The sequence below is a fragment of the Pseudoalteromonas sp. Z9A4 genome, assembly GCF_011378845.1.
Classification (GTDB): domain Bacteria; phylum Pseudomonadota; class Gammaproteobacteria; order Enterobacterales; family Alteromonadaceae; genus Pseudoalteromonas; species Pseudoalteromonas arctica.
The window spans coordinates 1-24,087 of sequence record NZ_WTLA01000042.1 but is presented as its reverse complement, the minus strand read 5'-3'; the positions used below and the strand labels follow the sequence as shown (position 1 = coordinate 24,087).

Genomic DNA, 24,087 nt, shown 5'->3' with positions numbered 1-24,087 from the left:
TAGAAGATATCCCCGATGGGTTAAGCCAAAACCATCTAAGTATCCCCATAAAAAGAAAAATGCCAGTCAGCTTAACTGACTGGCATTAGCCTAAAGCTCCTTTAAAACTGGTAAAAAGTAAAAAACTAGTTCTTGTAGTAATCAGCTATTTTTTTAAACTCTTCAGCTAAAATCGTCGCATTAATTAATGGCACACTACCTTGTTTAAATTCTGGTTTAAAAATAGCTCTAACGGCTCCATTTTGATCAACCATAGCGACCGAGGCACTATGATCAACAGCATATTCTGATTCACTACTATCGCTAATGGCGTAAATTAAACCAAGCTCTCGAACAACAGGAAAAAGGTGTTTATGCTCTCCCGACACAGCTAAAAAGTCTGGGTTAAAGTAATCTATATATTGCTTTCGTTTAGCTGGTGTATCGCGTTTTGGATCAACCGATAAAAACCAAACTTGTAGCGGATAATCTGCTTGTAAGTTTTTATAAACAGCATTTAACTTAGCAAGTGTTAATGGACAAATATCTGGGCAGCTTGTGTAGCCTAAAAATACTAAATTCCACTGTCCTAAAAATTGTTGCTTAGTCACTAATTCGCCGCGCTGATCGTTTAGCGTAAAATCAGACAGTGGCTTTGCATTTTCGTAAACTAATGCATCTACATCTGGTGGACTATTTTCATTTGAACATGCTGATAAAAACGAAACTAAAATAACAATTAACCCAAGCCATAACTGCTTCATAAAGGGAGCCATTTATCTATAAATAAGATTACAAAGAGTACCATTAAATGAATAATCGAAAAACGAAATAAGTCCATTGCAGTCTCATCATTTCCAGCAATTTTTAATTTGACGGCTTTATATATAAACACTGCATTTAATACACACGCACCTATTAAATATATTAATCCAGACATACCGATTAAATAAGGTAATACGCAAACAACAGCGAGTAAAACAGAGTAAGCAACGACGCAGGTTTTACAAAAATCGATACCATGAGTTACTGGTAACATAGGGATTTTAGCGCGTTCATAATCACTTTTTCGTGCTATAGCCAGCGCCCAAAAGTGTGGTGGGGTCCAGGTAAATATTATCATTACGAGTAACCAAGGGGCTGCTGCCATTTGGTTTGTTTCTGACACCCAACCTAATAATGGAGGCATTGCGCCAGCCAACCCACCTATAACAATATTTTGCGGCGTTGCACGCTTTAAAAATGATGTATAAACAAATGCATAACCTACCAATGCAAATAACGTTAATATAGCGGTTAAGGTATTAGCCCACACCATCAGCATAATAAAACCAGCAACCCCAATAACAGCTGCAAAACTAAGCGCATGTGTTTTACTTAAACGCCCTTTAGCCACAGGGCGATGACGAGTCCGCGCCATTTTTGAGTCTATCTCGCTATCAACCACATGATTAATAACCGCTGCAGCAGCAGAAAGTAGCCCTATACCTAACAAGCTAATAAACTGTACGACCATACCGCGCCCTACATCGGGAGCCAGCGCTAAACCAACCCAAGCTGTTAGCACCAGCATAGCTACCACTTTAAATTTACTAATTGCTAAGTAGTCTTGCAGCAAACTATGTGTACGCGAAATTAGCGATTGAGTATCAACGGGTAGCAGTATTTTTTTATCAATTATAAGTGCCATCATATTTCCCCTTTATGTGCGTGATTTTAGGTAATAACACAACCTAACCATGCTTAATAACAGTATGGCTGCCATCAAGTTATGCGCCAGTGCAACTTCCAACGGAATATGCCAATGTACTAAAATAAGCCCTAAGCTAATTTGGAAAAGCAGAACAAGTAATACACTCACAACGCAATTTTTAATTTTTTTAGAGTACGCTTGGCTGTATATTTTCCACATAATTAACGCCAGAACAATGCAAGTAACGAGTGCCCAAATGCGATGTAATAAATGAATAGACATACGCGCTTGCTGCGATAACACACCAAACTCATAATTACTGTGCTCAAGTGGTAATTGAAATACGCTACTCAATGAAAACGGTTGTGCGTAATTACACAATGGTAAACCACTACAATGTGGAGCGGCGTAATTTGCAGCCAGCCAACCACCAAGTGCAATTTGGATAATTAATACACTGAGCGCTACTAAACTTAAACAGAAATAGCGTTTTGCGCCGCTATCGCCACCCATAATAGGTTTTGCGGTTAGCCGTAAATATAAAAGCGTTATAAGTGACAAAATACTAAAGCCACCTAATAAGTGGCCCATTACAATAAGCGGCTGAAGGTTCATGGTTACTGTCCACATACCAAGGGCAGCCTGAAACACCACTAGTAGAAGTAAAGCCAAAGGCAATTTAACTGGCGTAGTTGAATATTGGCGTTTTAAAAAAGCCAACACAAATAAACCTAAAATAAGTAAGCCTAAAGCACCTGCAAAGTAGCGATGAATCATTTCTTTCCACGCTTTTGCGGTTTCGAACATCATATCGGGGTAGCTTTGAGTTGCTAAGGCTATGTCAGCCTCATGCTTAGGTACCGTTAAAAAGCCATAACAACCAGGCCAATCGGGGCACCCTAAACCTGCATCACTTAAGCGGGTGTACGCACCTAAAGCAACTACAATCAAAGCGAGTAATCCTGTTATTAATACTAAGTTTTTATAATTTTTATACATCAGATACTCCAACTTAAGCTCAACTTAGTTAGCTAGAACGAGAATAGTTAAGTAATTTTTTTAGATCTTTTAATAACCCTTTTTGTACTAAACGGTTTTCTTGTGGCTCGACCTTAAAGGGATATTCAAGTACCACTAACCCCATATGATCAATTAAATATAAACTTGCAGGATTTAAACTCTGTTGCTCGGTAATAATTTTCCATGGTAGATTTTTATTGTCGAGACTTCCCATTACAGCCATATCAACCTTGCCTTGGTTTTTACCAAGTGCCACATATAAATTATTAAGTGCATTGAGTTGTTCGCTGCATGGGGTGTTACATTCGTTTGAATAATTAAGTGCGATAGTCCATTGCTTGGGATTATTTTGCGGCCAATTTTTAAGTTTTATTTCTTGGCTTAAAAACTCGCCATTATTAGTAATTGCAGTAGGCAACCAATCAAACTTTAATGCGCCATATGCCAAAATTAATGGGATAGCGCAGCAGCCCACAAACAACACAAGGGGGTTATTTTTCATTATGTGTCCTTTTTTTACTCGCAAAAATAGCCACAACAGCACATGCAATAGCAATTAAAAACCATTGCACAGCGTAGGCATTATGCTTTTGAGGGCTCATAACAACTGCCTCATAATGAGGTGTTGCAATCTCATCACCAGTACCTTGTCTGTAAGCCATAAAATTAATTAATGATTGCTGGCTTTGAGTGCTCAGCATATTCAAGTCGATAGATTGGATTCTTGTAGGTAAGTCGTTATTTGTAGTTTTATCTTCAAGCGTAAAGCTACTTAGGTTATTTTCTTTTATTTGCGCTTTAAGAATAAAAACACCTGTAGGCAGAGTAACCTTTGGCAGTGTATCTCTAGATATAGGCGCTTTTACCCATCCTAAATTAACTAAAATCACTTTTTCTTCGCTGGCTGGCTTTAGTAAAGCAAGTAGGTCGTACCCTACTTGTCCGTTATAAACTTGATTATCTAAAAGCCAATATTGGTTTTGTACAAACCGCCCTTTTAACTCAACCAATACACCTGTTTTGTTCCAGCTATCAGGCAGGTTATGTAATTGAGACCAACTCATCACACCACGAGTATGTTGCTTAGCAATAGCGGTTAGTTGCTGCTGTTTTTGCTCACCCCGCTCCAACTGCCAAAATCCTAGTCGCACACACACAAGTACAACAACCACAACCATACAAAGTGTGATTAGTGAACTAAGCTTTTGTTTGTGCCATAAAACGAACTGCATAAAGGGTCAACTCAGTGATTATTAAAATTATTATCGTACTGTTGTTAATATTTATACTTTTTAACTTATTTAGAGCATTGTTTATTATGGTGTCAGGGAAAACTGGGGGACGACCTATGTCTCACTTTTTAGGTCGTCGCGTATTGTTTTCGGTCGTTGTTTTAGTTGTTGTTATTGCAGCGCTTAAACTTGGTTTTATTAAAGCAAATAATTCGCCAATAAACGCTACAGCACATATACAAATACAAACAAACACAGCCACACCACATCAACAAAGTGCCAATACCAAGCAGCTGCTTGGAAAGCAAAATACTTATCTTTAGTAAAGTGCCCTTTTAATATCCGTAAAAATATTACAAATAAAAGTACGGTTCCTAACGTTACATGCATGCCATGAAAACCAGTCAATAAAAAGAACGTATTACCGTAAATGCCCGCATCTAGCGTTAGGTTAAGGTCATTATATGCATGCATGTACTCCTCAACTTGCAGCCCTAAAAAGCAAACGCCCAATAAAATAGTAGCGCCTAAAAAAACTTTAAGTGGAGTGCGTTTATTGTTTTCCATCGCTACGTGGGCAAAATGTAAAGTAACTGAGGAAGTAAGCAGTATTAAGGTATTTATAAGCGGTAAGCCTTGCCAGCCCATAGCTTGAGTAGTTTCACCAGCAGGTGTTGAAACTAGCGGCCAAACAGCTTCGAAAGTTGGCCATAAAACCTCGTTAGTCATTGCATTATTGCCTGCGCCTCCAAGCCAAGGTACCGACAATACGCGTGCATAAAAAAGCGCACCAAAAAAGGCCATAAAAAACATAACTTCAGAAAAAATAAACCAGCTCATACCTTGTCTAAAAGAGCGATCCATTTGTGCTGAGTACAAACCTTGGTCCGATTCATTAATTACATTTTTAAACCAGCTAAACAACATATACACAAGTACAGCAATACCGGCATAAAGCAGATAAACCCCGCTACCACCTTCTTTACCTACACTCATAACAGTCAAGCCTGCCCCTACTGCAATAAAAAACAATGCAACAGCACCTACAATAGGCCATGGGCTTTGCTCAGGTACGTAATAATGCTCATATTCTTGATTCATTTTATTTACTCCTAGTTTCACACTAGTTTAAAAAGCTAGTTGTTACTTGCCACCAGCTGTTCACTAATATCAAATACGGTATAAGATAAAGTTAATTCTTCAATATCGCTCGGCAGTGCGGTATCAACATAAAAAAGTAATTTAAATTCAAGTTCTTCCCCTGCTTTTAGAGGTTGCTGAACAAAGCAAAAACAGGCTATTTTGTGTAAATACTTTGCCGCTTTACCTGGCGAGACTGATGGTACAGCCTGCATTACTTTATCTAGGTTGCTGTTATTTTTAGCACTAAACATTACTTCACGCATTGCACCGGGTTTTACCACTACACTGTATTCTTTTGATTTAACTTCAAACGGTGCACCACTTTGTGCGTGAGTAGTAAAGCTAACGCCGACTTCTCGATTTTGTACTATTTGTGTACTTTGCTCTGCTTGCTCAAGCGAAGGTTTTCCATTAAGCCCTGTTACATCACAAAACACGTCATACAAAGGTACTAAAGCAAAGGCAAAGGCAAACATGCCTATGCAAATAAGTACCAAACGTTTGAGTAGCGGTGCGTGTGTCATTACTTAATTACCGGCGGCGTAGAAAAAGTATGATATGGCGCTGGAGAGTCAACTTCCCACTCAAGCCCTTCTGCCCCTTCCCATACTTTTGCAGGCACTTTATCACCGCCACGCGCGCATTTAATTACCACAGCTACAAACAACAATTGCGATAAACCAAAGGCAAATCCACCAATACTTATGATTGCGTTAAAGTCGGCAAATTGAAGTGCATAATCGGGAATTCGACGCGGCATACCGGCAAGCCCTACAAAATGCATAGGAAAAAACAATACGTTCACACTCACCAGCGATAGCCAAAAATGCCATTTAGCTAGCGTGATATTAAACATATTGCCCGTCCACTTGGGCAGCCAGTAATAGGCCCCCGCCATTATCGAAAATACAGCCCCTGTTACTAATACATAATGAAAATGCGCCACTACAAAATAAGTATCGTGGTACTGAAAGTCAGCAGGTGTAATTGCCAGCATCAACCCCGAAAAGCCACCTAAGGTAAACAGCACAATAAACGCAATACTAAAAAGCATTGGCACTTCAAAAGTTATTGAGCCTTTCCACATTGTGGCAACCCAATTAAATACTTTTACTCCTGTAGGTACCGATATAAGCATGGTCGCGTACATAAAAAACAACTCGCCAGCGACCGGCATCCCAGTGGTAAACATATGATGAGCCCATACAATAAAGCTCAATAGTGCTATGGAGGATGTGGCGTATACCATTGAGGCATAGCCAAAAAGTTTTTTACGAGAAAAGGTAGGTACTATTGTAGATATAATGCCAAAGGCAGGAAGAATCATTATGTATACTTCGGGATGACCAAAAAACCAAAAAATGTGTTGGAACATCACCGGGTCGCCACCGCCTGCGGCATCAAAAAAGCTGGTCGCAAAATACTTATCGGTAAGTACCATAGTGACAGCCCCTGCAAGCACTGGCATTACCGCTATTAATAAAAAGGCAGTAATTAACCACGTCCATACAAATAAGGGCAACTTCATCCATGTCATGCCTGGGGCACGTAAGTTCACTATGGTTACAATCACATTGATTGCGCCCATTATTGAACTAATCCCCATAATATGTACGGCAAATACAAACAATGCAGTATTATCATTACTGTATGTTGTAGACAGTGGTGCATAAAAAGTCCAACCAAATGCAGGACCCCCACCAGGCATAAATAACGATGCCAATAGGATTAAAAACGCAAACGGTAAAATCCAAAAGCTCCAGTTATTCATTCTTGGCAATGCCATATCTGGCGCGCCAATCATGAGTGGTATCATCCAGTTAGCAAGGCCTGTAAAGGCCGGCATAACCGCACCAAACACCATAATTAAACCATGCACTGTGGTCATTTGATTAAAAAAGTGAGGATCGACCAACTGTAAACCTGGTTGAAATAATTCAGCTCTGATCACCATGGCCATTCCACCACCAATTAAGAACATGGTCAGCGAAAAAATTAAATATAAACTACCTATATCTTTATGATTAGTTGTGTAAAGCCAGCGTTTAAAACCTTTAGCTGGGTGATGAGCATGATGAGCTTCATTGGCGTTAGGTTGTTCTACTATGCTACTCATTAGTTCGCCTCCACTTTGGCATCAAGTGCTGCCTGTATTTGACTCGGTTGAATAACATCACCCGTATCATTACCCCACGCATTACGTTTATAAGTAATAACCGCTGCTAATTGCTTTATAGATAACTGTTTGGCAAATGCTTGCATTGCCGTACTGGGTCGCCCATGGATAACTACATCAATGTGATCTTTTATATCGCCAAGCACTATAGGGCTGCCTTTAAGTGCAGGAAATACACCCGGTAACCCCATGCCAGTAGGCTGATGACATGCAGCACAATTGGCCATATATACTTGTTCGCCTAAAGTCATTAATTCTTCTTTTGGGAGGGTTTTATCAAGTAATGCGGCATCTGCTAATGCTGCTTTTTGTTTAGCTTGCTTTGCATCTGCAAGCCACGTTTTAAAATCAGCCTCAGATTTAGCGACCACCACAACGGGCATAAAGCCATGATCTTTACCACACAACTCAGCACATTGGCCTCGGTAAGTACCTTCTTCATTTATGTTCGTCCATGTTTCGTTTATAAAGCCGGGATTCGCATCTTTTTTAACTGCAAAATCAGGTACCCACCAAGAGTGAATAACATCGTCAGAAGTCATTAAAAATCGTACTTTTTGATTTATTGGCAGTACGAGAGGTTTATCAACCTCAAGTAAGTAGTTAGGATTTTTATCTGCAAGATTCGCTATTTCATCTTGCGGGGTAGATAAAATAGAGTAGAACTCTACATCTTCACCCATATATTCATAATGCCATTTCCATTGCGAGCCTGTAATTTTAATAGTGAGATCAGCTTTGCTGGCATCTTCCATTGCAATTAGGGTTTTAGTGGCTGGTACTGCCATAGCAATTAAAATAACAAACGGGATTGCAGTCCAAAGTATTTCTACTTTAGTGCTTTCGTGAAATTGGGCAGGTACAGCCCCTTTAGATTTACGGTGATGAATAAGTGCCCAAAACATAATTGCGAACACTATCACCCCAATCACACAACATATTATAAATATGGTCATGTGCAGCTGATATACATTATTGCTTATATCGGTTACGCCTTTGCGCATATTGTATTGGCTGTTAGCCAAAACTGGGTGCGAAAAAACACATAATATAAGCCACAAGGTAGAGGTCAGTTTACCCATGTGACGGCTCCTTTGATGCTATTGCGAATGCAAAGCGAAGAGGCATACGGCTTAAACGCCAATTCGTTATTTTTATTTTTTTAGTCAATCTCATTTAATATTGATTGGTTTTGCTGCGCCAACAACGGGTTTGTGTATATTGTGTGTTCTCAAAACTAAAAAGCTGTGAGTTATTATTAGCTCAGCACATTAATAATTAGCTAAAAAATGAACAACAAGCAAGTTTTAGTATAAAAAACAATCAGGTGATATTGAGTAATTAATAAAAAATCAATAACCAACTAGGTAACAGTAAGTTCAAAAGATGAGCAAAACAAAGGGGTTTAACGCATTCGAAGGGGGAAAATATAAGTGCAAAAAAGTTTACAGCTTAAATTGTCAGTGAGCTATTTATGCCCTATTTTTAGTGCGAATTTAAAACAAAAATGCGTACTAATTAGTACGCATTTATAAAACTGCTTGTTTAAAAGCTATTTTTAAAGTCACATCCAATCAGCGTTTCTTATAACGCCAACGGCTAAGCCTTCAATATTAAAAGACTCATTCTCAAGATCTACTTCAATAGATTCAAAATCGTCGTTTTCAGCATGAAGTAATACTTTACGACCCGCTTTCTCAAGACGTTTTACAGTTACGTCTTCGTCTAGGCGGGCAACAACAACTTGCCCGTTTTCAGCGGTTTGAGTACGATGTACAGCAAGTAAATCACCATCCATAATACCAATATCTTTCATGCTCATACCGTTAACGCGTAGTAAAAAATCTGCAGCCGGTTTAAACATTAATGGATCGATTTTGCAGTGACTTTCAACGTGCTCTTGCGCCAAAATAGGTGAACCAGCAGCAACACGCCCTATAAGCGGTAAACCTAATTGTTCTGGCTCTTCTTCTTCAATTAACTGAATACCACGGCTTGCACCTGGTTTCATTTTAATTGCGCCTTTTTTAGCAAGTGCTTTTAAATGTTCTTCAGCAGCATTGGCACTTTTAAAACCTAATGTTTGCGCTATTTCAGCACGTGTAGGAGGCATACCAGTGTCTTTAATAAAAACTTTAATTAGTTCGAGTATTTGAGCTTGGCGGTTCGTTAATGGTCGCATACAACTGGTTTTCCATACAGTACATTTAACTGTGAGTATATACAGTTAAATAAAAATCGCAAATTTAAATTAAGCCTTAAAATAGCCAAAGTAATTTCACTTGTGTACATTTTAGGGATATAACTAAAGCTAGGTTTATAAATGATTAAAAAAGCAAAGGAGTCATTATGAGTATTTGGTACCAGCCCATCACTTTAGAGCTGTGCAAGCAGTTAGAACAAGGCATTGATGGCCAAGGAACATTAATGAAAACCATGGGAATAGAAGTCACTGAAATTGGTGATGATTACTTAGTAGCCACTATGCCGGCAATTCCTGAGCATCATAACCCAATGGGAATGGTTCACGGCGGTGCTAACGTTGTACTTGCCGAAACAGTTGCCAGCTATGCAGCTAACTTTGTTGTCGATTTTACAAAATTTTACTGCGTGGGGCAGGAAATTAGCGCAAGTCATTTAAAAGCATCTCGCAACGGCACTTTAACAGCAACGGCAAGAGCGTTTCATATTGGCAAACGTAGTTCAGTGTGGGAAATAAAAATTACAAATAGCCGCAATGAGCTGTGCTGCGTATCAAAAATGACCGCAGCAGTCGTAGAGCGAAGGTAGTTACTTTTCGATTGGGTAAATTGTAATTTCCATACCCGCACCAATCGCAGATATACGTAGTAATGTATCTGCATCTAAGGCTTGATTAAAGCACTTAGGGGAAGTGCCTGATTCAAAACCAATATCAAACGTTCTACGTGAACAGCTTAACCATTGCTTTAGCGCGTTACGCGAACACGATTCAATAAGCTCACATATATGGTTTATTGCTTTGTCAGGCGTGTTTACTACACCTGTTGCTTCAATACGCGCTAATTGACGGTATTCGTCTTTGTCATAATGTAAAATCGTCGCGACTTTTTTCAAGTCTGCCACTAGCAAACTAATATCTTGCTTTGATTCAAGCTCAAGATCTACATTTAAAAATTGAATTTCCGACATCGTTTCGTATTTATCCTCTAATAATTTCATTGCAAACTTTAACGCAGTTTTACCGTTATACCAAATCAACTATGCTCTATTAACCACTTTATATAGATATTTCGCAGCTTTTAAGTATTTTTTAGCGTTTAAAGCTAGCTGGATATCAAACACTCAGCTCAATTAAACAAATAAGTCATGTTAGCAATTTAAGTGTAATCTTTTTTATTTTTAAATGATTACAGTAAGCTATAGTTTAAACTGCGACAAAATGTCGCAGTAACTAATCCCATTAATGTAATAAACTAGCCTCTAAAAATAATAAGACTAAAACATGAATAAAAAAATATTTAAGTATGCTCGCAAGTTACATAAATGGCTCGGTTATTTGCTCACATTACAAATTTTAGCTTGGCTATTAGGCGGTTTAGTCATGAGCGCTATTCCTCTTGATAAAGTTCATGGGGAGCATCTTGCAACACGTACTCTTAATAACCCATTTACGCAGGCTGATTATGTTGCCTCCCTTAACGATATTGCATCTCAGGTGGTTAATCCAACACAAATAATTTTTGAGAACTTTTTAACCACACCTATAATTACAGTAATAAATAAAGATGAACAGCAAAGCTTTAACGGTATAACAGGCCGGCCTTTTGAGCCGCCAACTAAAATACAAATTACCGCAAATGCTAAAGCACACTTACTTATTGATGCTCAAGTGACAAGCGCTGTACTGCTAAAGCAAGGTATGCGAGAAGTTGGATATAAAACCAATGTTTGGCAGGTACAATTTGACGACACATTTAACACAACACTGTATTTGTCAGAAAATAACGGCAGAGTTGTCACCGTTCGCAGCACACTATGGCGAATTTTCGACTTTTTTTGGATGTTACATATTATGGATTACGATGAGCGAGAGGATTTTAATAATCCGCTGCTTATTAGTTTTGCAGCAACCAGCGTACTTTTTTGCCTAAGTGGTATATTACTACTTATGCAAAACATACGACTAAAACGATTTATCCGAATTAAAAGTAAGAATAAATCAAAGTAGTCATATTGGTTTTTAAGAACTAGCGCACTCTCACCAAAGAGTAAATAAGCCCTAGGAAGTACCCAAGGGCAGATTTTATTCCAAGTGTTTAAATCGACTCAAATGTCGCTTTAACATTTCGTTTTCGAAAATCAACTCATCACGCTCATCCAGCAATTGTAAAACTAAAGCTATTGCCGACCAATCTAACGAAAAGTCATGTTGAATACGGGCCGCTTTTTTAACTAAGGTCACTGCAGATACCGTAAATTGCCACTGCGTAACATGCTTCCCCTCAATTGGAACCGCAATATTGTGCTCAACTAGCTCATATAAAATTGCTTCGCTAATATCACTACTCAAACATAGCTCTTTGCTAGTAAGTAAATCATCTTTTTGTGTCACGATAATTTGCATTATGGCTTGCTCCAGTTATTACGGGGATCAAAGTGAGCTTTTTCGGCTAATTCTTCCCAAAGTTTTTTACTGGTATCATCAACAGATGTTGGATTAACAATTTTAAGCACAGCAAATAAATCACCTTTGGCTTTTTTACTCATTAATCCCTTACCTTTAATACGCAAGCGTTGACCAGACTGACTATTAGATGGAATAGTTAATTGGATTTTGCCTGCCAACGTAGGTAAATTTATTTTTGTACCAAGAGCCGCTTCCCATGGTGCAAGAGGGACGACTATATTTAGGTTATGACCTTCAACATCAAATAATAGGTGGGGCACTAAACTAATTTGTAAGTACAAATCGCCATTTTGCCCGTTCGCTGACCCTAATCCGCCTTGCCCTTTTAGTCGAATTCGTTCGCCATTTACTGAACCTGCGGGAATTTTCACTTTAAGTGATTTTTTAATTTCAGAGACACGACCACTACTATCTCGCTGCGGTAACATAAACTCAACAGGCTTAACGGTATCAACTAAAGTCTCTTCAAGAAAAATCGGGAACTCTATTTCCACATCTTGTCCTTTTTGCGCGCGAGCGGCGTTACTTCTGCTCTGCCCGGAACGATTGAATCCACCGGCGCCGCCAAACATTGAATTAACAAAATCAGAAAACTCTTGATCGGTTTGAGGATCGCTTTGCTGATAATTACTTTGCGATGAGGCATTGTTACCACCATAATTACCTTGCTGTTGACGAGCACGATTTTGTTGATGACGACGTAACTCGTCGTATTTAGTGCGTTCTTCTTTGTTATGAATGACTTCGTAAGCTTCTGCTATTTCTTTAAACTTATCTTCTGCTTGAGGCTCTTTGCTTACATCTGGGTGATATTTTCTGGCTAATTTTTTATAAGCTACTTTAACTGCTTTATCGTCTGCATCAGGCGATATTCCGAGCACTGCATAATAATCAACAAATTTCATTTGCAATCCAAATCCCCATATTGAGTAAGCTTTAAGCATACTCCTTAACGTATAATCTTGTGTGGTTAAAATACGATAAATAGTAAGAAATAAATGAATAGTGAAAATAACTTTGAATAAAAAATTAATCGGACACTTTTTAGTAATATAAGTGCAGGCCTTAAGTTAACTTTATCTTTTATCTTCAAGGCTTTAAACTGCCTGTTCCTGTAGTTCACATTTGTGATGGATATGACTCGATTTATTCTGGCCTTACTGGCTTGCTGTGTGTGTTTTTCGGTATCTGCCGAACAATTTACCCGTTTTTCAACGGCTAAAAGACATTTAATTAAAACCCTCCCTGACAACGCCAAAAGTATTTACTGCGGTTGTGATATTAAAAAAGAAGGCAAAAAACTCATTCCTGATCCTTCTAACTGTGGTTACATTCCTCGAAATACACTTACCCGCTCAGGCAAAGTAAATGTGCGAGCACTACGCATTGAGTGGGAACATATTGTTCCGGCGTGGGAATTTGGTCATCAGCTACAATGTTGGCAAGATGGCGGACGTAAAAACTGCCGTAAAGTAAGTGCTAAATTTAGAAAAATGGAAGCTGATATAAATAACTTAGCGCCAGCTATTGGCGAAATTAATGCCGATCGCTCTAATTATCGTTTTGGCATGCTTAGCGAAAACGCCACACAGTATGGTCGCTGCGAAGTAAAAGTAAACTTTAAGCAACGTGTAGTTGAACCGCCTGTCTATGCACGTAAACGTATAGCCGACACTTACGCTTACATGCAGAAAACATACGGTTTAAAAATCTCTGATAAACAGCAAAAGTTATTTAATGCGTGGAAAAAGCAAGCATTTGCAGATACAAGTAGTGCGAGCAAGCTCTAAGCTTTAACACTCATTTACATAAATCAAAGTTATAAATGTTGAATAAACGAGCGAGTGTTGTAATATTTTAAACAACTTATTTACAGAAAGTCCTTAACTATGTTTAAAAATAATAAAACCTCGCTTGCCATTTTTGCAGCACTTTCGGGCTTTGCTTTAACGGGTTGTGGCGGCGGAGGCGGTATCGACTCTGCTCCTGTAGTTACCACGCCTATAGTTACAACACCTGTTAGTAGCAGCCCAACATGGACAGCGGCGGTATTTGAGCCCTCTAACGATTTAAAAAACTTTTGCGAAACCCCTCGTACGGGTAACGATCCCTTTAATAACAACAACCCCTACCCAGATCAAGCGGGGTCTGCCCTTTATGAAAAGCTTTGGCTTCGCTCTTGGAGCGACGAAACATACCTTTGGTATGATGAGATTGCCGATAACGACCCTGAAAGCTTTGCCACAGTAGCCGATTATTTTGCCCAATTAAAAACAGAGCAGCTTACCGACTCAGGTGCAAAAAAAGATAACTTTCATTTTTCAGAACCTACTGAAGATTACTTTCAAGAAGCGCAATCGGGCGTTACTTCTGGTTACGGTATGAATTGGGCGTTTATTGGCGATACAGCCGATCGTATTTTACGCGTTGCTTATCTTGAAGATGATTCGCCTGCAAGCCAAATAGGCTTTCAACGTGGTGATACCGTACTTTCAGTTGACGGTGTTAGCATTAATACCAATACAGAGTCGGGTGTAGATACGCTTAACGAAGGTTTATTTAGTCCTACTAACGGCGACTCACATACTATTGTTGTACGCAGTAACGATGGCGCCGAAAAAACATTTAATGTAACCGCTGGTAATATTGAACAAACACCTGTTCAAAATGTTAAAACGATTACAACCGCAAATGGTTCAAGCGTGGGTTACATGCAATTTAATAGCCATATAAGCATTGCCCAAGAAGGGCTTATTGATGCGGTAAATAAGTTTAAAACCGATGGTATTGATGAGCTTGTAATCGACTTTAGATATAACGGTGGTGGTTTATTAGCACTGTCGGCACAATTAGCTTATATGGTTGCCGGTAATGCCAACGTTAGCAACCGCTTTTATTATCAAACTCAACAAAACGATAAACAACCCGTTGATTCGCCCTTCCCATTTATTGATGAAGAAATAGATTACTCTACTTTTTTTAGCACAGGTGAAAACCTACCTGATTTAAACCTATCAAAGGTTTATGTATTAAGCACATCAGGCACCTGTTCGGCATCAGAAGCTTTTATTAATGGTTTAAAAGGTATAGACGCAGAAGTTATTTTAATTGGCGACACAACCTGCGGTAAGCCCTATGGCTTTACCCCAACTCATAACTGCGCAACAACCTATTACACTATTCAGTTTAGTGGCGTAAATAGCAAAGGATTTGGCGAATACGCTGCGGGTTTTACACCAACCCCTACTCCACAATTTGATGCTGATGTTCAAGGTTGTGAAATTGAGGACGACTTTGATCATCAGTTAGGCGACAGTGACGAGGCCGTTTTAGCCACCGCATTATTTCATGTTGAAAATGGCAGTTGTCCAGTTAGAACGGCTGCTGCAAAAGCAGAACCAGCTAATTTTTCAAGCTCTCGTGAATCTCTCATTCCTTTAAATATGCCGGTACAATTTACCCAGCGTAATATGGACTTAACTTGGCCAACGCTGGGTGAGGAAAGGTAATGGCTAAATTATTACTCCCATTAGCCACCTTGCTCGCTTTAGGCGGATGCCAAAGTGTAGATAGTGAGCCTGCTAAACCCGCTATATTAACGAGCGTTAATCCCAGCGTTATTACAACACTACAACAGGCAATTCAACAAGCTAAGGGAGGCACATTAGTAACACTTGCCGATTCGGTATTTACTAAACGTAGCGAACTGCTAATTGATCATGCAATGAGTAAAGGGTCTGATGGCAGAGTAATTATGGGCGCGCATAATATAAAATCTGAGAAGTTTATTTTGCAACTACGTAATAACCAATGCGAGCTTTACTATCCTAAAAAAGAGCTTACTACAGTACTTGAAGGTGTTACCTGTAAAGAGTTATAAGGCACTTTATTAATGTTTATAAATTAATAAAAAAGGCGCGCAGCATATCGCTACGCGCCTTTTTCTATTTTAAAGCGTTATTACAAGTCTTGATGCGGACCAAACACTTCATAATGAATCTGCTCGTTTTTAACACCTAACTCAAGTAACTGGTTTTTTATAAATGCCATAAAACCGGCAGGACCACATAAGTAAAAGTCACCATTACTCAATGGTAGCTGTGCTTGTACTGCGTTTAGGTTCATTAACCCAGTAAAGTCAGCGCCCTCTGTCGCTTGGTTAAACCACGTCATTGTTTGTAAGCGGTTATAAACTGCATTTAACTCATTTAAATATTTTGAAAACGAATGCTGCTGAGTATTTTCGCAGGCATGTAAATACATAATCTCTTGATTAGAGTTGTCACTTAATAACGTTTCAAGCATAGCCAGCATTGGCGTTTGCCCAACACCTGCTGAAATGAGTACCGCTGGACTTGTATTATTACGTAAAAAGAAGTCTCCTGCCGGCGGGTATAGCTCAACAATAGTGCCTTGCTCTAATGAGTGTAAATGATTAGACACCATGCCAGGCTTTGGCTGTAGCTCTTTTTTAACACTAATACGGTAGTTTTTAGCGTTACTTTTTTGTGAAATAGAATACTGGCGAATTTCTTCATATTCAGCGCCCTCTGGCTTAACTTTAATACCTAAATACTGCCCTGGTTTATGTGTAATAACAGCTTCGCCATCAACTGGCGTAAGTGTAAAACTCGTTACTAGTTCTGATTCAGCCTGTTTGTTGGTTATTTCAAATTGGCGAGTTCCCGCCCAACCACCGTGTTTATTTTTACTGTGCTCATACAAAGCAGCTTCTTCGGTTATACAAATATCAGCAAGTACGCCGTAAGCTTCGCGCCAAGCGTATTCAACATCGGGAGTAAATTGCTCAGGAAGAAGCTCTTTAAGCGTACCAATTAAGTGTGCACCTACAATAGGGTAATGCTCAGGTAAAATATTCAAGCTTGTATGCTTATGATTAATACGTGTTAGCGCTTCTTTTAATACGGCTAAATTATCAATATTTTGTGCATACGCAGCCAATGCATTAAAAAGTGCAAATTGCTGACGACCTGTATCTTGATTCGCCATATTAAAAATATTTTTAAGCTCAGGATTATGGCTAAATAAACGCTTATAAAAATGATCGGTAACAACCGTACCCGCCTGCGCTAATAACGGAACTGTGCTTTTTACAATCTCAATGGTTTTATCAGATAACATATGTGTTTCCTATGGATGAACTAACCACGACGCCCATCAACACGACGCCGCGTTAATATAGGTGTGCAGTGAATTAAAAATAATGAAAAAGCCACTAACCACAGCAAAGCACTTATTTGCCAAGCAAGGTGAGGCCCAATAATAAAAGGGAGTAATGAACGAGTAATAGCGGCCACAAGCAAAAACGCAAAAGCAACAGCCATGTAATGAGGAATAGCGAGTGTACGCCCTGTATGACCATGTGATACACGCGTCATCATTGCTAAAATCATCATACCTATTGTGCCAATAGTGATTAAGTGCAGCGCATCTTTAAATTGTATTGCACTGCTATAAAAGCTAAATGCAACCATCATTAACCCTACGCCTAACGCTAAGTAGGAAAAATGTAAAGACCATAACAACGGCACTCTCAATACCTTGCTATCCCACCAAAAACCAGCCCTGACCAGGTGAAGCGCAGCAACAGTTGCAACAACTAACGCAGGATTAATCGTGTTCAAAAACAACTTGTTGATGAAAAATAAAGTGATAGCCAAAATAGATAAATACATAACAGCTTTATCTATTTTAGGAGTGCGAACTTGTGCGGTTAAACCTAGACCTTTAGCGGTAAAAAATGGTAAAACGCGACCCGCAACAATGCCAACTAGTAAAGTAATTACCAGTACTGCGGTATCAACCACACCAAGTGCAAGCTGCATGTTTTTCTGTAAAATGAGTATTAAATACAATATATTGAGCCCACAAAGCACAGCTAAAATAGCTAAAAATGGATAGTTACTTTTGCTATTGGCTTTTAATAACATATTAGCCAGTACTGCTATGGCGCCTAGCCACCAAATAACTTGTAATGTAAGTGCAGCATATAAATTAAAATGAGCAATATCAGGCAATATCACAAAAAAGGCTAAGCGCGCTGCAAGCCATATAAACGTAAGCCACATAAGTGCTTTGCCACTTATGCTCGGTACGCCTGTCCATGTTTGTGCAGCGGTAAGTAAAAAGCCAACAGCTACAACTCCTGCAAAGCCAAACAGCATTTCGTGCGCGTGCCATAATGTTGCAGGTATCGATAAGTGCCAACTTGCATGGCCTGTTAAAATAAGTAGCCAATACCCCACTGACAAAAATGCCAATAAGCCACCGCCTAAAAAGAAAGGTCTAAAAGCGAGCATCCATAACGGCCATTGAGATACTTGATGAATAGCAACGCGTGCTGCCATTGGTTCAGTTAAGTTTATAGGGCGCATTATCGTACCTCCTGCCCTAAACCATGTTGTGCAACACAGCGCAGTACGTAACTTACTTTTAAAATAGCAGCAATAACAATAGTGCCAATATGAGCTGATACTTGCACCGCCATGGAAAAGTACTCAGCAAACGGGTAGCTAATTAAAATACTTGCCGTAGTACACACTAAACTCACAGCCAATGCAGTATTGGCAGCAAATAATACTGTTTCGTATAGTGAACTAAACTGTGTTTGATTATTTAAATTATTCAGCATTAGTGTGTTCATAGCGACCTCTGTAACTAACTACGTTACTTAGCTATTACACATACTGTGCCAACAAATTTATTCAATTAAATTCAATAAGTTAAATTAAACCACTTTACACTATGAGTCTTTATGACCTACTATAAATTAACTCACAAAAACTCGAATAGGTCATTTTGACATGAACCAGCAATTCAACCTTACACAAGTTGCTCTAGAGCTTGCTCAAAGTACACTGCACGAGCATAGCTTTGATCAATTACTAGCAACGGTTGAACGGGTGATCCCTAGTGATGCAAGTGCGTTATTAGTGCTTCAGGGCGAGCAATTAAAACCACTGGCAATTAAAGGGTTAATGTCCGACAGCCTTGGCAGACGATTTAAAATAGTAGAACACCCTCGCCTAGAAGCTATTTGCAAAAGCACACTCGCGCTACAATTTGCGCACGACTGCCCACTACCCGATCCATACGACGGATTGCTATTAGCTAAAACCGGCGACATACCGGTACATGCATGTTTAGGTTTACCTCTTTATGATAAAAACGCGCTACTTGGCGTACTTACGTTTGATAGCCTTAACGCCAATGCATTTAACAGCATAAGCGCTGATACACTCAATACCTTACAAACGCTGTGTAGTGCTCACTTTAAAACGGCCTTAGAACTTACCCATTACAAACAGCATGCACAGCACTCAAGTGCATTAGTGCAAGAACTAAATCGTGAAGCGTTAACACGGGACGGCGGTGAAATTATTGGTCAAAGTCCGCTAATGCAAACACTTAAAAACGAAATTAAACTCGTTGCAGCATCTAACTTTAGCGTGCTTATATTAGGTGAAACAGGGGTAGGGAAAGAACTTGTTGCGCGTAATATTCACTTAAATTCAGCTCGCAAAGATCAACTGCTTATTCACTTAAATTGTGCATCGCTTCCTGAAAATCTTGCTGAAAGTGAATTTTTTGGTCATGCGAAAGGGGCCTTTACAGGCGCACAAAACTCGCGCCAAGGTAAATTTCAATTAGCTGATGGCGGCACGTTATTTTTAGATGAAATTGGCGAACTACCCCTTGCCATGCAAAGTAAACTATTACGAGTGCTACAAAGTGGCGAAATACAAACGGTAGGAGAAGACACGCCAAAGTACGTAGATGTACGCGTCGTTGCTGCAACCAACAGAAATTTAAAGGAAGAAGTAGCTCAAGGTCGCTTTAGAGCCGATTTATACCATCGCCTCAGTGTCTACCCTATTACTGTGCCACCACTTAGTAAACGCGAGCACGACATAACACTCTTAGCTGGTTATTTTATTGAGCAAACAGCCCGTAAGTTAGGGATAAAACAATTAAAACTAAGCCCTGAAGCGCAACTATTGCTTAATCAGTACAACTGGCCAGGTAACGTTCGCGAGCTTGAACATGTCATTAGCCGCAGCGCCTTAAAAGCAAAACAAAGCCAATGGCAAAATCCAATAATAACCATTACAAGCGAGCACTGTGATTTAACACCTAGTGCACAGCCAAATTCAATTGTTGAAACTCAAAGCACAACCAATACCCTAATCAACCAACCTTTAAAGCAAGCTGTAGAATCTTTGCAATACAATGTAATTACCGAGCAATTAAAGCAGCATAATTACAATTGGTCAGCAGCAGCAAGAGTGCTCGAATTAGATAGAGCTAACTTGGTACGCTTGGCTAAACGCCTTGGGATAGAAGTAAAAAAAACACTATAATCATTTAAAACACGGCTAAAATGCTGCTAAAGTTATTGATTAGCAGCTAACTTACTAAAATGTGTTTTTAACAACCCTGCAAAAGCTTGTACTTTAGCAGTGCGATGCACTAAGTGATGCGTGACTAACCATACATCGGTAGGCCAGCTTAACTCACTGTGTAATATAGGTACTAAATCAGAATATTGCGCCGCTACATCATGCTGTAATCCGCCAATGCCTAGCCCTTTAATTATTGCACGAGTCGCTTCTGCGGTTTCAGATACTCGCAGCTTAATTTGCGATGCAGGAATATGTTCATCAGCCCATGCAAAATAAGGCACGCGGGCATTAAAACCCGCCACACCCGATACAAAATTATGTTGTTGTAAATCACTTAACAATCTAGGCATGCCGTATTTATTAATGTAACGTTTATTAGCGTATAAACCCGATGAAAGCTGCGCTAAATGCTGAGCAATATAATCGCCTTCATCAGGTCTTGGGCCTGCACGCACTGCAATATGTGCTTGTCCGTGATCGAGTCTTAATCTTTTTTGTTCTAAAATAACCTCAAGCTGCACTTGTGGATGTAGCGACTGAAATTGCTCACATACATCACCAAGTACATCCATAAAACCACTTACCGTCGTTAGTAATAAACTCCCTCTAAGGGTGCTATCGGCTGCTGCTATATCGTTATGTAACTGCTCTAAGGAGCTATGGATAGTTTGTGCTGTTGAAAATAACTTGGTGCCAATTTCAGTAACCTTGTAACCACGGGCATGGCGATGAAAAAGGCGTGCATTTAAGTTTTTTTCAAGATTATTAATTCTCCTAAGTACTGTGCTGTGGTGCACATTAAGCTCTTCTGCTGCCGCCGTTAACGTGCCTAATCGTGCTACTTCAAACGCTACTTTAACGTCTTGCCAATCTTCAAATTTTATCGCCATGCTACTTACCTTATACTTATGTGCATTTACGCACACAAGTGTTGCGTTTATTGGGGTTTTCTACAAGCAAAATTTTGCTACATTAGCGTTGTAAGTTTAAACACTAAAAGGTCACTAGCATGTCAGCACCAAAAATTATCGCCCTAGCAGGAAGTCTTCGACAAGAAAGCTTTAATCAAAAAATTATTAATGAAGCAGCACGTTTTGCTCTACAAACAGGTGCTGAAGTAGAAGTAATAAAACTAAACGAATTAAAAATCCCACTATTTAACGAAGATATTGAAGCGCAAGGTACACCAGGCGATGTACAGCTTTTAAAAGACAAACTACGTGCAGCTGACGGTATTTTACTAGCAAGCCCAGAGTACAACGGCTCTATAACTGCAGCACTTAAAAATGCGATTGATTGGGCATCGCGTACAGAGCAAGGTGCTGTTCCTGCTTTTCGTAATAAAGTAGTGGCGCTGTTTTCAGCATCACCAGGTGGACTTGGTGGGTTACGCGGTTTAAATCATGTACGTGATATATTAAGTGGTATTGGATCGTTAGTACTTGCCGATCAAATTGCAGTACCCGCTGTACACACATTGTTTGATGAAAATGGGCAAATTAATGAACCTGTTACTGCAGAGCGAGTATCGGCGCTTACTCATCAGTTAGTAAGCGTTGCAAGTAAGTTAAGATAACTTGCACGCCTAAATAACTAATTACTTTGTCGCCGCGAGTTTTGCGGCGATAAAATCGGTATGCGTTACATATAAAAGCCCTGCTACTTTACGTATTACGTAGTCTTCTTGGGGATCTATTTCTCCATCGGCATACGCTAAGCGCCATAATAACTCTATTATTTCAATTCGCTGCGCCGCGCTGCAATGCTCATTAATCTGTTTTGAAAACTGAAAGTAATCTATCGAATCATCTAAGCTGCTTGCCGCGTTATTAGTAAGCTCATTAACCTCAATATCTGTTAAATTAAAATACTTTTTTAAGGTTACAGTCAGGGTTCGTTGTTCATCATATTCAAGCTTGGTATCTGCACGCATAACTTCAATTAATAATGCAGCAACAGCTGTTTTTAAATCGTGCTCTTGCATACTTGGCTGCTGCTCATCGAATACAGCAAAAAGTTGTTTTATTTGTTTGAACATCACACTTTCCCTTTTTGGGTGTTAGACTAATACGTAAAGAAATCGACCTTATTACTCTTATTAATGGGTATAAAGTTCGCAAATTAAAGGATATATTTTATGAAAGGAATAAACGCACCACGCTTATTTATAGGCGCTACACTGGTGGCCCTTTCAAGTGCAAATACTGCACTTGCTGAAAAAGCCGAAACAGAGAAGCTCTACGACTTTGACAACAAAGTGCATTACTACCAAACCAAAATTGGCGAAGACAACTATAAAATAGAAATCCAGTCAGACGATTACAAACACTTTACCAATCAAAGTGTATTTTTATTACGCCATGCTGACCGTCTATGCCGCGGCAATACCTTTATGTTGAAAATACTTGAAGGCGTGCAAGAGTACGAGCGCTTTCCAACAAAACCACGTGCTTACCAACCAGATTTAAGTGTTTTACTACAATGCGAAACTAAAGAAGATACAAACAAGGGTAAGTAACCTTAGTCTTTATAACCCCAAGGTGCTGATGGTGGAGTAATCGGTTTCGTTAAATCAAAATCCACCTTAAACTCACGCCCTTGGCGAATTAATCGATAAGTAAATACTTCTGGGTAAATATACATTTGCCATGTATTACCTACAGACTGTGCAATGCCTTGTTTTACGAATAACTCTTTAGAGTATTGGTCTGCTGGAAACGACTGCATTTGCGCAAACCCTGCATCAAGCGTATGGCCACCATACATAGTTGATGCGTCGTCTGTTCCATCTTTATAACGATGATCGTGCTTTAAGCTTAAGCCACTACCCGTTTTGGTTATGATCCACGTACGTGATGCATCGTCTCCTACATGAAACGGTACTTGTAACTCAGTCCCGCTACATTTACGTACATGCATAACCAGCTTTTTATCTGCAAATGAGCTTGGCCCTTTCGCATTATCTACCGTCACTTCACCTTCAAAAGCTTTACCGCAATGCGCTGCAATACTATTAAAAAAGGCATCATGAGTAGGAATAGACACTAACGGTGCAGGGCGTGCAAAAGTTGTCGATGAAGCAACTATTAAAGTTGCTGCAGTTAATAATTTCATATGTTTCTCGTTATAGTTATTTTAAAACTCCTGTAATAGTACAGTTTTCTTAAGTACTTTATTAGAAGTATCTATATAAAGTTGAGAGCAGAGCAACTAGATAAAGCTTTTGAGTGACGATTAACAACTAAATATCTCAGCCTTCATTAACAATCCTGCTTTTGTAAATATTAATTACACCCTCCTCAGCTCGCCATTGGTAATGACTGCTTAATAGGCCCGAAAGTTCAGCTTTTAGCTGTGTCACATGCTACTAATCCAGCAAAAAGGCTTAGTAAGAAAACTTTGCAGCGCCTATCGCGTTAGCCAATAACGTATGGGTTGGCACAGGTGTAATTATTTTAGAGGGTGTGAGTATTGGTGAAAATAGTATTGTGGGTGCGGGTGCTGTCGTTACTAAAAATGTAATGCCTAATACCGCAGTAGCGGATAATCCAGATCGTGAAATAAGAACATTATCCTATTCATGATGTGATTTTAGCGTCGGGAGTCGCTGCGCTCGCCCGACCTACGTGATGGGTGTTGATATGAGTGTGCATTAATTACGCGTATTTTACTTTTCTGCAGACGTAAAAAAGCCCAAATCGTTAAATTCGGGCTTTCTACAATATGAAGTTGGTGCGCTACGCAGTAGGATG

At 39.4% G+C, this 24,087-nt stretch carries 28 protein-coding genes and 1 pseudogene; 10 read left to right on the top strand and 19 right to left on the bottom strand.

Annotated features, from left to right (window positions below):
- Positions 1-125 precede the first annotated feature (125 nt).
- The 5 genes from GQR54_RS18840 to GQR54_RS18820 are packed head-to-tail and all read right to left on the bottom strand — an operon-like array spanning position 126 to position 3,924.
- Positions 126-743: an SCO family protein gene (locus GQR54_RS18840; protein ID WP_166379555.1), complete on the bottom strand. Its 618-nt coding sequence runs from the start codon at positions 741-743 to the stop codon at positions 126-128.
- Positions 740-1,669 (bottom strand): heme o synthase, encoded by a 930-nt coding sequence (gene cyoE / locus GQR54_RS18835; protein WP_166379557.1) that lies wholly within the window; start codon positions 1,667-1,669, stop codon positions 740-742. The genes GQR54_RS18840 and cyoE overlap by 4 nt, the downstream gene beginning before the upstream one ends.
- A 12-nt stretch (positions 1,670-1,681) precedes the next feature.
- Positions 1,682-2,671 (bottom strand): COX15/CtaA family protein, encoded by a 990-nt coding sequence (locus tag GQR54_RS18830; RefSeq protein ID WP_166379553.1) that lies wholly within the window; start codon positions 2,669-2,671, stop codon positions 1,682-1,684.
- Between the two features lie 28 nt (positions 2,672-2,699).
- Positions 2,700-3,194: a transmembrane cytochrome oxidase associated protein gene (locus GQR54_RS18825; protein ID WP_166379551.1), complete on the bottom strand. Its 495-nt coding sequence runs from the start codon at positions 3,192-3,194 to the stop codon at positions 2,700-2,702.
- Complete coding sequence (locus GQR54_RS18820; protein WP_166379549.1) at positions 3,184-3,924, bottom strand: SURF1 family protein; 741 nt, start codon at positions 3,922-3,924, stop codon at positions 3,184-3,186. The genes GQR54_RS18825 and GQR54_RS18820 overlap by 11 nt, the downstream gene beginning before the upstream one ends.
- 14 nt (positions 3,925-3,938) lie before the next feature.
- On the opposite strand from GQR54_RS18820, the gene GQR54_RS19785 reads away from it, so the two are divergent.
- Positions 3,939-4,247 (top strand): DUF2909 family protein, encoded by a 309-nt coding sequence (locus tag GQR54_RS19785; protein ID WP_166379548.1) that lies wholly within the window; start codon positions 3,939-3,941, stop codon positions 4,245-4,247.
- On the opposite strand, the gene GQR54_RS18810 is transcribed toward GQR54_RS19785, so the two are convergent.
- The 5 genes from GQR54_RS18810 to lexA form a co-directional block, all read right to left on the bottom strand.
- The gene (locus tag GQR54_RS18810; protein ID WP_166379546.1) at positions 4,150-5,025 is read right to left on the bottom strand and encodes a cytochrome c oxidase subunit 3; all 876 of its coding nucleotides are present in this window, start codon (positions 5,023-5,025) and stop codon (positions 4,150-4,152) included. The two genes, GQR54_RS19785 and GQR54_RS18810, sit on opposite strands and share 98 nt — an antisense overlap.
- Positions 5,026-5,060: 35 nt before the next feature.
- Positions 5,061-5,591 carry a cytochrome c oxidase assembly protein gene (locus GQR54_RS18805; protein WP_166379544.1) on the bottom strand — a complete coding sequence of 177 codons (531 nt, stop codon included), beginning with the start codon at positions 5,589-5,591 and terminating at the stop codon, positions 5,061-5,063.
- Positions 5,591-7,183: a cytochrome c oxidase subunit I gene (gene ctaD / locus GQR54_RS18800; RefSeq protein ID WP_007584944.1), complete on the bottom strand. Its 1,593-nt coding sequence runs from the start codon at positions 7,181-7,183 to the stop codon at positions 5,591-5,593. Before ctaD ends, GQR54_RS18805 begins: the two co-directional genes overlap by 1 nt.
- Positions 7,183-8,325 (bottom strand): cytochrome c oxidase subunit II, encoded by a 1,143-nt coding sequence (coxB, locus tag GQR54_RS18795; protein ID WP_166379542.1) that lies wholly within the window; start codon positions 8,323-8,325, stop codon positions 7,183-7,185. The genes ctaD and coxB overlap by 1 nt, the downstream gene beginning before the upstream one ends.
- A 482-nt stretch (positions 8,326-8,807) precedes the next feature.
- Entirely contained in the window at positions 8,808-9,425 is a 618-nt protein-coding gene (lexA, locus tag GQR54_RS18790; protein ID WP_007584941.1) for a transcriptional repressor LexA, read from the bottom strand.
- A gap of 167 nt (positions 9,426-9,592) precedes the next feature.
- On the opposite strand from lexA, the gene GQR54_RS18785 reads away from it, so the two are divergent.
- Positions 9,593-10,033 carry a PaaI family thioesterase gene (locus GQR54_RS18785; protein WP_007584940.1) on the top strand — a complete coding sequence of 147 codons (441 nt, stop codon included), beginning with the start codon at positions 9,593-9,595 and terminating at the stop codon, positions 10,031-10,033.
- On the opposite strand, the gene GQR54_RS18780 is transcribed toward GQR54_RS18785, so the two are convergent.
- Positions 10,034-10,414, bottom strand: a complete 381-nt coding sequence (locus tag GQR54_RS18780; RefSeq protein WP_008138697.1) for a hypothetical protein — start codon at positions 10,412-10,414, stop codon at positions 10,034-10,036. It abuts the gene before it with no gap.
- 313 nt (positions 10,415-10,727) lie between these two features.
- On the opposite strand from GQR54_RS18780, the gene GQR54_RS18775 reads away from it, so the two are divergent.
- Complete coding sequence (locus GQR54_RS18775) at positions 10,728-11,453, top strand: membrane protein (RefSeq protein WP_024591693.1); 726 nt, start codon at positions 10,728-10,730, stop codon at positions 11,451-11,453.
- 75 nt (positions 11,454-11,528) lie between these two features.
- Here the strand turns inward: GQR54_RS18775 and GQR54_RS18770 are convergent, their stop codons facing one another.
- Both GQR54_RS18770 and GQR54_RS18765 read right to left on the bottom strand, forming a co-directional pair.
- Positions 11,529-11,849: a chaperone modulator CbpM gene (locus GQR54_RS18770; protein ID WP_007584937.1), complete on the bottom strand. Its 321-nt coding sequence runs from the start codon at positions 11,847-11,849 to the stop codon at positions 11,529-11,531.
- On the bottom strand, positions 11,849-12,817 hold the full coding sequence (locus GQR54_RS18765; RefSeq protein WP_166379540.1) for a DnaJ C-terminal domain-containing protein: 969 nt from the start codon (positions 12,815-12,817) through the stop codon (positions 11,849-11,851). Before GQR54_RS18765 ends, GQR54_RS18770 begins: the two co-directional genes overlap by 1 nt.
- A 231-nt stretch (positions 12,818-13,048) precedes the next feature.
- Between GQR54_RS18765 and GQR54_RS18760 the strand changes: the two genes are divergently transcribed.
- The 3 genes from GQR54_RS18760 (at position 13,049) to GQR54_RS18750 (ending at position 15,792) form a co-directional block, all read left to right on the top strand.
- Positions 13,049-13,702, top strand: coding sequence for an endonuclease (locus tag GQR54_RS18760; protein ID WP_029751433.1), 654 nt, complete (start codon positions 13,049-13,051; stop codon positions 13,700-13,702).
- A gap of 99 nt (positions 13,703-13,801) precedes the next feature.
- Positions 13,802-15,421, top strand: a complete 1,620-nt coding sequence (locus tag GQR54_RS18755; RefSeq protein ID WP_166379538.1) for a S41 family peptidase — start codon at positions 13,802-13,804, stop codon at positions 15,419-15,421.
- The gene (locus GQR54_RS18750) at positions 15,421-15,792 is read left to right on the top strand and encodes a hypothetical protein (RefSeq protein ID WP_002959634.1); all 372 of its coding nucleotides are present in this window, start codon (positions 15,421-15,423) and stop codon (positions 15,790-15,792) included. Before GQR54_RS18755 ends, GQR54_RS18750 begins: the two co-directional genes overlap by 1 nt.
- 80 nt (positions 15,793-15,872) lie before the next feature.
- Here the strand turns inward: GQR54_RS18750 and hmpA are convergent, their stop codons facing one another.
- The 3 genes from hmpA to GQR54_RS18735 are packed head-to-tail and all read right to left on the bottom strand — an operon-like array spanning position 15,873 to position 18,576.
- Positions 15,873-17,054, bottom strand: a complete 1,182-nt coding sequence (gene hmpA / locus GQR54_RS18745) for an NO-inducible flavohemoprotein (protein ID WP_002959635.1) — start codon at positions 17,052-17,054, stop codon at positions 15,873-15,875.
- A gap of 20 nt (positions 17,055-17,074) precedes the next feature.
- Positions 17,075-18,307, bottom strand: coding sequence for an NnrS family protein (locus tag GQR54_RS18740; protein WP_166379536.1), 1,233 nt, complete (start codon positions 18,305-18,307; stop codon positions 17,075-17,077).
- The gene (locus GQR54_RS18735; RefSeq protein WP_166379534.1) at positions 18,307-18,576 is read right to left on the bottom strand and encodes a hypothetical protein; all 270 of its coding nucleotides are present in this window, start codon (positions 18,574-18,576) and stop codon (positions 18,307-18,309) included. Before GQR54_RS18735 ends, GQR54_RS18740 begins: the two co-directional genes overlap by 1 nt.
- 160 nt (positions 18,577-18,736) lie before the next feature.
- Here GQR54_RS18735 and norR point away from each other — a divergent pair, with 160 nt between their 5' ends.
- Complete coding sequence (gene norR / locus GQR54_RS18730) at positions 18,737-20,293, top strand: nitric oxide reductase transcriptional regulator NorR (protein ID WP_166379532.1); 1,557 nt, start codon at positions 18,737-18,739, stop codon at positions 20,291-20,293.
- Positions 20,294-20,325: 32 nt separating this feature from the next.
- Here norR and GQR54_RS18725 read toward each other — a convergent pair whose 3' ends face one another.
- A complete protein-coding gene (locus tag GQR54_RS18725; RefSeq protein WP_166379530.1) occupies positions 20,326-21,225 on the bottom strand; it encodes a LysR family transcriptional regulator in 900 nt (299 codons plus the stop codon).
- Between the two features lie 119 nt (positions 21,226-21,344).
- Here GQR54_RS18725 and GQR54_RS18720 point away from each other — a divergent pair, with 119 nt between their 5' ends.
- Complete coding sequence (locus GQR54_RS18720; protein WP_166379528.1) at positions 21,345-21,911, top strand: NAD(P)H-dependent oxidoreductase; 567 nt, start codon at positions 21,345-21,347, stop codon at positions 21,909-21,911.
- A 21-nt stretch (positions 21,912-21,932) separates the two neighbouring features.
- Here GQR54_RS18720 and GQR54_RS18715 read toward each other — a convergent pair whose 3' ends face one another.
- Positions 21,933-22,373, bottom strand: a complete 441-nt coding sequence (locus tag GQR54_RS18715) for a TerB family tellurite resistance protein (protein ID WP_166379526.1) — start codon at positions 22,371-22,373, stop codon at positions 21,933-21,935.
- A gap of 99 nt (positions 22,374-22,472) precedes the next feature.
- Here GQR54_RS18715 and GQR54_RS18710 point away from each other — a divergent pair, with 99 nt between their 5' ends.
- Positions 22,473-22,853, top strand: a complete 381-nt coding sequence (locus GQR54_RS18710) for a hypothetical protein (protein WP_024591701.1) — start codon at positions 22,473-22,475, stop codon at positions 22,851-22,853.
- 2 nt (positions 22,854-22,855) lie between these two features.
- On the opposite strand, the gene GQR54_RS18705 is transcribed toward GQR54_RS18710, so the two are convergent.
- Positions 22,856-23,449, bottom strand: a complete 594-nt coding sequence (locus GQR54_RS18705) for a hypothetical protein (RefSeq protein WP_166379523.1) — start codon at positions 23,447-23,449, stop codon at positions 22,856-22,858.
- Between the two features lie 160 nt (positions 23,450-23,609).
- On the opposite strand from GQR54_RS18705, the pseudogene GQR54_RS18700 reads away from it, so the two are divergent.
- Positions 23,610-23,919 (top strand): annotated as a pseudogene (locus GQR54_RS18700) (sugar O-acetyltransferase); the annotation flags it as partial.
- Between the last annotated feature and the right edge of the window lie 168 nt (positions 23,920-24,087).